The organism is Streptomyces aureus (assembly GCF_001418135.1).
GTDB lineage: Bacteria > Actinomycetota > Actinomycetes > Streptomycetales > Streptomycetaceae > Streptomyces > Streptomyces aureus_A.
Genome location: NZ_LIPQ01000137.1, coordinates 1 through 7,457, shown reverse-complemented (window position 1 = coordinate 7,457; position 7,457 = coordinate 1). Strand labels below are relative to the sequence as shown.

The 7,457-nt window shown below is 72.0% G+C and carries 6 protein-coding genes; 3 read left to right on the top strand and 3 right to left on the bottom strand.

What is annotated here, in order from left to right:
* The first annotated feature begins 187 nt into the window (after nt 1–187).
* Both AOK00_RS13680 and AOK00_RS13675 read left to right on the top strand, forming a co-directional pair.
* Nucleotides 188–544: a VOC family protein gene (locus tag AOK00_RS13680; protein ID WP_055600580.1), complete on the top strand. Its 357-nt coding sequence runs from the start codon at nt 188–190 to the stop codon at nt 542–544.
* Nucleotides 545–595: 51 nt separating this feature from the next.
* On the top strand, nt 596–2,125 hold the full coding sequence (locus tag AOK00_RS13675; RefSeq protein ID WP_055600578.1) for a helix-turn-helix domain-containing protein: 1,530 nt from the start codon (nt 596–598) through the stop codon (nt 2,123–2,125).
* 149 nt (nt 2,126–2,274) lie between these two features.
* Here the strand turns inward: AOK00_RS13675 and AOK00_RS13670 are convergent, their stop codons facing one another.
* The 3 genes from AOK00_RS13670 to AOK00_RS13660 form a co-directional block, all read right to left on the bottom strand.
* Complete coding sequence (locus AOK00_RS13670; protein WP_173861560.1) at nt 2,275–3,828, bottom strand: MFS transporter; 1,554 nt, start codon at nt 3,826–3,828, stop codon at nt 2,275–2,277.
* Between the two features lie 97 nt (nt 3,829–3,925).
* The gene (locus AOK00_RS13665) at nt 3,926–4,339 is read right to left on the bottom strand and encodes a RidA family protein (RefSeq protein WP_055600577.1); all 414 of its coding nucleotides are present in this window, start codon (nt 4,337–4,339) and stop codon (nt 3,926–3,928) included.
* Entirely contained in the window at nt 4,336–5,490 is a 1,155-nt protein-coding gene (locus AOK00_RS13660) for an acyl-CoA dehydrogenase family protein (protein ID WP_055600576.1), read from the bottom strand. Before AOK00_RS13660 ends, AOK00_RS13665 begins: the two co-directional genes overlap by 4 nt.
* 222 nt (nt 5,491–5,712) lie before the next feature.
* On the opposite strand from AOK00_RS13660, the gene AOK00_RS13655 reads away from it, so the two are divergent.
* Nucleotides 5,713–7,335, top strand: a complete 1,623-nt coding sequence (locus AOK00_RS13655) for an AMP-binding protein (RefSeq protein WP_055600575.1) — start codon at nt 5,713–5,715, stop codon at nt 7,333–7,335.
* Nucleotides 7,336–7,457: the final 122 nt, after the last annotated feature.

Genomic DNA, 7,457 nt, shown 5'->3' with positions numbered 1-7,457 from the left:
GGTGGCCGCGCCGCGGCCCTCGACGTACGCCGCGGTGCACGGCGGCCGGCACCGGGCCTGCGGCTGCGCGGCGCACTGAGAGTCGCGCCGCCGCACCGCACCCCTGCCCCTCACCCCGCCCCTCACACCCCGCCCGTACGGCCGCGCATGAATTGCCGCGGCCGTGCGGGCGGCCGACGATCGGGACATGTTCAGTGGCGCGCACGTGATTCTCTACACGCGGGACGCGGAGGCCGACCGGGCCTTCCTCAAGGACGTCGTGGGCTTCCCGCACGTGGACGCCGGGCGCGGCTGGCTCATCTTCAAGCTGCCGCCCGCCGAGGTCGCCGTCCATCCGACGACGGAGGAGCCGAAGCACGAGCTCTACCTCATGTGCGAGGACCTCACCGCGACCCTGAAGGACCTTGAGGACCGGGGCGCGGAGATCTCACGCGCCATCACCGACCAGGGCTGGGGCCTGCTCGCCGCCGCGCGGCTGCCGAGCGGGACCGAACTCCCCCTGTACGAGCCGCGTCACCCGACCGCGCACAGCCTGTCACTCTGACGGCCCACCCCAACGGCAAGCACCATCTCATATCTGAGATAACGTGACGCCATGGCAGACGACTACCTCGTACGCATCGGCAAGCTCATCCGTGACGCCCGGCAACACCGCGGCTGGACGCAGACGCAGCTCGCCGAAGCACTGGCCACGAGCCAGAGCGCCGTCAACCGGATCGAGCGCGGCAACCAGAACATCAGCCTTGAGATGATCGCCCGGATCGGCGAAGCCCTCGACAGCGAGATCGTGTCCCTGGGTTACGCGGGACCGATGCACCTCAGGGTCGTCGGCCGCCGCCGGCTCTCGGGCGCCATCGACGTCAAGACGAGCAAGAACGCCTGTGTCGCGCTCCTCTGCGCCTCCCTCCTCAACAAGGGCCGCACGGTCCTGCGCCGGGTCGCCCGCATCGAGGAGGTCTTCCGGCTCCTGGAGGTGCTCAACTCCATCGGCGTGCGCACCCGCTGGGTGAACGACGGCGTCGACCTGGAGATCGTGCCGCCGGCCGAGCTGGACATGGACTCCATGGACGCCGAGGCCGCGATCCGCACCCGCTCGATCATCATGTTCCTCGGCCCGCTGCTGCACCGCATGGACCGCTTCAAGCTGCCGTACGCCGGCGGCTGCGACCTCGGTACGCGCACGATCGAGCCGCACATGATCGCGCTGCGCCGCTTCGGCCTCGACATCACCGCGACCGAGGGCATCTACCACGCCCAGGTCGAGCGCTCCGTCTCCCCCGACCGCCCGATCGTGCTGACCGAGCGCGGCGACACCGTCACCGAGAACGCCCTGCTCGCGGCGGCCCGCCACGACGGCGTGACCGTCATCCGCAACGCCTCCTCCAACTACATGGTCCAGGACCTGTGCTTCTTCCTGGAGGCCCTGGGCGTACGGGTGGACGGCGTCGGCACCACCACCCTCACCGTGCACGGCGTGCCGCAGATCGACGTGGACGTCGACTACTCCCCCTCCGAGGACCCGGTCGAGGCGATGAGCCTGCTCGCCGCCGCGGTGGTCACCGAGTCGGAGCTGACGATCCGCCGGGTCCCCATCGAGTTCATGGAGATCGAGCTCGCGGTCCTGGAGGAGATGGGCCTCGACCACGACCGCTCGGCCGAGTACCCGGCGGACAACGGCCGCACGCGCCTGGTCGACCTGACGGTCCGCCCCTCCAAGCTCGAGGCGCCGATCGACAAGATCCACCCGATGCCGTTCCCGGGCCTGAACATCGACAACGTCCCCTTCTTCGCGGCGATCGCGGCGACGGCGCAGGGCAAGACGCTGATCCACGACTGGGTCTACGACAACCGGGCCATCTACCTCACGGACCTCAACCGCCTCGGCGGCCGTCTCCAGCTCCTCGACCCCCACCGCGTCCTGGTGGAGGGCCCCACCCGCTGGCGCGCCGCCGAGATGATGTGCCCGCCGGCCCTGCGCCCGGCGGTGGTCGTCCTCCTCGCGATGATGGCGGCCGAGGGCACGTCGGTCCTCCGGAACGTGTACGTCATCAACCGCGGCTACGAGGACCTGGCGGAGCGCCTCAACTCGATCGGCGCGCAGATCGAGATCTTCCGGGACATCTGAGGACGTCCGGGGAACCCTGTGCGGCCCGGCGGGCCCCGACCGGACCTCACGGAACCCTTGAGGCCCCCTCGCTCTTCATGAGCGAGGGGGCCTTTCGCGTGAGGTGCCGGGAGGCCGCCGCGTGATCGTGTCGCCGCAGTCGTACCCGATCAGCCCCCCACGCCAGGTCCCACCCCGCCCTTGAGGCGGTCGATGTCCGACTGGCGGACCTTGATGACGAAGAGGGAGATCAGGAGGCCGACCACCGCGAACACCGCTGCCGTGATGAAGCCCGCTGAGACGCCCGAGGTCAGTACCTGGTCGCCCCAGGGCGGTGGGAGCACGCCCGTTCTGGCGAACTCGGCCTTCTCCAGCGGGCTCGCCTGGGCGAGGAAGGCCGGTACCTCGGTCTCCGCCTCGTTGCGGCTGGCCGTGCCGAAGACCGTGACGAGGATCGAGAGGCCCAGCGAACCGCCAACCTGCTGCATGGCGTTGAGCAGGCCGGACGCGGCGCCCGTGTCCCGTTGTTCGACGTTCGACAGCGCCATGATGGTCAGCGAGACGAACATGAAGCCCATGCCGAGGCCGAAGACGAGGATCGGGCCGAGGATGCTCCCCAGGTACGTCGAGTGCACGTCCGTGAGGGTCAGCCAGGCGAGTCCTGCCGCCGCGAGCACCGAGCCCGTCACCATGAAGGGTTTCGGCCCGTATCTGGGCAGCAGGTTGGAGGTGAGGCCGGCGCCCACCCCGATGATCGCGCTGACCGGCAGGAACGCGAGACCTGTCGCCAGGGGGCTGAAGCCCAGTACCTGTTGCACGAACAGGGTGAGGAAGAAGAACATCCCGAAGATCGCCGCAGCCAGGCACAGCATGATGGCGTAGGTGCCCGAGCGGTTGCGGTCGGCGAACATGCGCAGGGGCGTGATGGGCTGCTGGGAACGCCGTTCGATCAGGAGGAACACGGCCAGGAGCACGATCGCCGCGATGAACGAGCCGATCGTGATGGGGTCGCGCCAGCCTTCCTGGGCCGCCCGGATGAACCCGTACACGAGGGCCACCATGCCGAGGGTCGAGGTGAGCGCGCCGGCGAGGTCGAAGTGGCCGGGGCGCCGCTCGGACTCCTTGACGTGACGGGGGGTGAGGATGGCGATGACCACGGCGATGGGCACGTTGACGAAGAAGATCCAGCGCCAGTCGAGCCACTGGACGAGCATGCCGCCGGCCACCAGGCCGATCGCGCCGCCGCCCGCCGAGACTCCCGCGAAGACGCCGAACGCCCGGTTGCGTTCCGGGCCTTCGTCGAAGGTCGTGGTGATCAGCGAGAGGGAGGTCGGCGAGGCGATGGCACCGCCGACACCCTGGAGCGCACGGGCGGCGAGGAGTTGCCACTCGCTCTGGGCCAACCCGCAGAGCAGCGAGGCGAGTCCGAAGAGCAGCACACCGAAGATGAAGACACGGCGGCGGCCGAGGATGTCGCCCGCGCGCCCGCCGAGGAGCAGCAGACCGCCGAACGTCAGCGTGTAGGCGTTGACGACCCAGGCCAGGCTGGTGGTCGAGAAGTCCAGCGCGGTCTGGATGTGCGGGAGCGCGATGTTCACGATGGTGATGTCGAGCACCACCATCAACTGACACGACGCGATCACGAAGAGTGCGATGCCCTTGCCGTCTCCTCCGCTCTTGCGGGGGACGGTCGCCGTGGGGGTCGGCTTCGGTGTGCTAGTCATGGCTGTTCATGGCGCGCAACGCCCTCACCTGTGGCAGCCGTGGGCCGGTCGGTCCACCTTTCGACATTAAGCCCGGCCCACGCGGGTGACCAATTGATCAAGTGTGGGACGGTTCGTCCAGGACCGCGAAGCCGTCCAGCTCCACCCGGGCCTGCTCGTCCCAGAGGCGTACGACTCCGATCACGGCCATCGCCGGGTAGTCACGGCCCGCCAACCGCCGCCAGATCCGGCCGAGTTCGGGCGCGTGCGCGCGGTATTCGTCGACGTCGGTGGTGTAGACGGTGACGCGGGCGAGGTCGGCCGGAGTGCCGCCGGCGTGGCGCAGGGCGGTGAGCAGGTTGGCGAGCGCGGTGGTGAACTGCTCGGTCAGGGTGTCCCCCACGACGGCGCCGCCGCTGTCGAGGGCGGTCTGGCCGGCGAGGAAGACCAGCCGGGTGCCGGTGGCGGTCACGGCGTGGGAGAAGCCGGTGGGCGGGGCGAGTTCGGCGGGGTTGTGCCGGTGCAGGCTCATGGGGTCGGCTCCTCCTGGCGGGGGTGGGACCGTCGGTGGGACGCGTACAGCTCCTTGGCGATGATCGTGCGCTGGACCTCGGTCGCCCCCTCGTAGATCCGGGGTGCCCTGACCTCGCGGTAGAGGTGTTCGAGGAGGTGGCCGCGCTGGAGGGCGCGGGCGCCGTGGAGTTGGACGGCGGAGTCGACGACGTACTGGGCGGTCTCGGTGGCGAGGAGCTTCGCCATGGCGGAGCGCCGGGGCACGTCCGGGTCGCCGTCGTCGTAGGCGGTGGCCGCCGCGTAGACGAGGAGGCGGGCGGCCTCGGTACGGGTGGCCATCTCGGCGATCCGGTGCCCGACGGACTGGAGGTCGGCGAGGTGGCCGCCGAAGGCGGGGCGGTCGGCGGTGTGGGCGAGGGCCGCGTCCAGGGCGGCCTGGGCCATGCCGACGGCGAAGGCGCCGACGCTGGGCCGGAAGAGGTTGAGGGTGTTCATGGCGACGCGGAAGCCCCGGTCGGGTTCGCCGAGCAGGTCGTCGGGGCCGACGGGGACGCCGTCGAAGGTGAGGGTGCCGAGGGCGTGCGGGGCGAGCATGTCGAGGGCCTCGCCGCCGAGTCCGGGCCGGTCGGCGGGGACGAGGAAGGCGGTGACCCCGCGGGCTCCGGCGTCCGGGGTGGTGCGGGCGAAGACGGTGGCGAAGTCGGCCTCGGGGGCGTTGGAGATCCAGCGCTTCTCGCCGTGCAGGCGCCAGCCGCCGGCTGCGTCGGGGCGGGCCTCCAGGGCCAGTGCGGCGGCGTCGGAGCCGGCGCCCGGCTCGGAGAGCGCGAAGGCCGCGACGGCGCGTCCCGCGGTGGCCTCGGGGAGCCAGCGGGCGCGCTGCGCGGGGGTGCCGAAGGCGGCGACGGGGTGGGTGCCGAGGCCCTGGAGGGCGAGGGCGGTCTCGGCCTCGGTGCAGGTCCGGGCGAGGGATTCACGCAGGAGGCAGAGTTCGAGGGCGCCGGCGTCGAAGAGCCGGGCGAGGAGGCCGAGCTCGCCGAGGGCGGCTACGAGGGGGCGGTTGACTCGGCCCGGTTCGCCCTTGTCGGCGAGGGGCTTCAGGCGTTCGGCGGCGAGGGTGCGGAGCTCCGCACACCAGGTGGTCTGTGCCGGATCGAGCGAGAATGCGGGCATGTGGGCCCTCTCTGACGCCCTCGGGCGTCTTCGTCCCCGCACCGGGCGGCGTGCCTGTGCCGCCCGGCGCGTGCGTCCCTGCGCCGTACGGCGTCCGCGCGCCGTCCGGTGCCTTCGTCAGGGCACTCTCAAGCGCCCTTGTCGCGAACCGTTGACTGCCGTCACCAACACGATACGCTCGTGGAGCGACGGGCGACCCCACCACGACAGGGGGACGGACTCATGGAGCTGACACCCTCGGCCCACCTCGACACCTTCGCCCGTGACCGGCTGCCCCCGCCGGACCGGTGGCCGCGTCTCCTCTTCGACCTCCCCGAGCTGGCGTACCCCGACCGGCTCAACTGCGGCGCCGAACTCCTCGACCGCACGGCGGAACGATTCGGCGCCGACCGGCCCGCCTTCCACGACGGCGACGGCGGCGTCTGGACCTACGGAGAGCTCCAGGACCGGGTCGACCGCATAGCCCACGTCCTCACCTCCGACCTGCGGGTCCGGCCCGGCAACCGGGTCCTCCTGCGCGGCCCCACCACCCCCTGGCTCGCCGCCTGCTGGCTCGCCGTGATGAAGGCCGGCGCGGTCGCCGTCACCGTCCTCGCCCAGCAGCGCGCCCCCGAGCTGGCCACGATGGCCGACGCGGCCCGCTGCACCCACGCCCTCTGCGACGTCCACACCCTCGACGAGCTCCTCGCGGCCCGGATCCCGGGGCTCCGCGTCACCCCCTTCGGCGGGGAGGGCCCGGACGACCTGCTCGCCCTCGCCGCCCGCCGCCCCGGCCCGTACACCGCGGTCGAGACGGCCGCCGACGACGTGGCCCTCATCGCCTTCACCTCCGGCACGACCGGGCGGCCCAAGGGCTGCGTCCACTTCCACCGGGACGTCCTGGCCGTCGCCGACACCTTCTCCGCGCACGTCCTGCGCCCGCTGCCCGACGACGTCTTCGCCGGTTCGCCGCCGCTCGCCTTCACGTTCGGCCTCGGCGGGCTCGTCGTCTTCCCCCTGCGGGCCGGGGCGAGCGCGGTCCTCCTCGAACAGGCCGGGCCCAAGCAGCTGCTCGCCGCGATCGAGCGGCACCGGGTCTCCGTGCTCTTCACCGCCCCGACGGCCTACCGGGTCATGCTGGACGAGCTGGTCCAGGGCACGGCCCCCGATCTGAGCTCCCTGCGGCGCTGCGTCTCGGCCGGGGAGAACCTGCCGGAGGCCACCTGGAAGGCCTGGTACGCGCGCACCGGCCTGCGCATGATCAACGGCATCGGCGCCACCGAACTCCTGCACATCTTCATCTCCGCCGCCGACGGCGACATCCGCCCCGGCACCACGGGCCGCCCGGTCCCCGGCTGGCAGGCCAGGATCGTCGACCACGAGGGCAAGGACGTCCCGGACGGCGAGGAGGGCCTGCTCGCGGTGCGCGGCCCGGTCGGCTGCCGCTATCTGGCCGATCCCCGCCAGTCGGAGTACGTACGGGAGGGCTGGAACGTCACGGGCGACACGTACGTCCGCGAGCCCGACGGCTACTTCCGCTACGTGTCACGCGCCGACGACATGATCATCTCGGCCGGGTACAACATCGCCGGACCCCAGGTCGAGGAGGTGCTCCTCGACCACCCCGACGTGGTGGAGACGGCGGTCGTGGGCCGCCCCGACGAGCTGCGCGGGCAGATCGTCGTCGCCTACACGGTGGTACGGGACGGGGTGCCGCGCGACGCGGGCACCGCCGCCGCGCTGCGGGCCTTCGTCCGCGCCCGGCTCGCCCCGTACAAGTCGCCCCGCGAGATCGTCTTCCTGGACGCGCTGCCGCGCACCCCCACGGGAAAGCTCCAGCGCTTCCGGCTGCGCGACCCGGCATGACGGCCGGCATGACGCCGAAGACGGGAGGCCGGACGCCGATGACGCCGGCCCGACGCCGGTGGCGGCCGGGGACGGCCCGACGCCTGTGCCGGCGGGCATCCCCGGCCGCCACCGGCGTCGGG

Coding starts and splice junctions, on each gene's coding strand:
- AOK00_RS13680 (WP_055600580.1), top strand. CDS start 188: ATGTTCAGTGGCGCGCACGTGATTCTCTACACGCGGGACGCGGAGGCC.
- AOK00_RS13675 (WP_055600578.1), top strand. CDS start 596: ATGGCAGACGACTACCTCGTACGCATCGGCAAGCTCATCCGTGACGCC.
- AOK00_RS13670 (WP_173861560.1), bottom strand. CDS start 3,828: ATGACTAGCACACCGAAGCCGACCCCCACGGCGACCGTCCCCCGCAAG.
- AOK00_RS13665 (WP_055600577.1), bottom strand. CDS start 4,339: ATGAGCCTGCACCGGCACAACCCCGCCGAACTCGCCCCGCCCACCGGC.
- AOK00_RS13660 (WP_055600576.1), bottom strand. CDS start 5,490: ATGCCCGCATTCTCGCTCGATCCGGCACAGACCACCTGGTGTGCGGAG.
- AOK00_RS13655 (WP_055600575.1), top strand. CDS start 5,713: ATGGAGCTGACACCCTCGGCCCACCTCGACACCTTCGCCCGTGACCGG.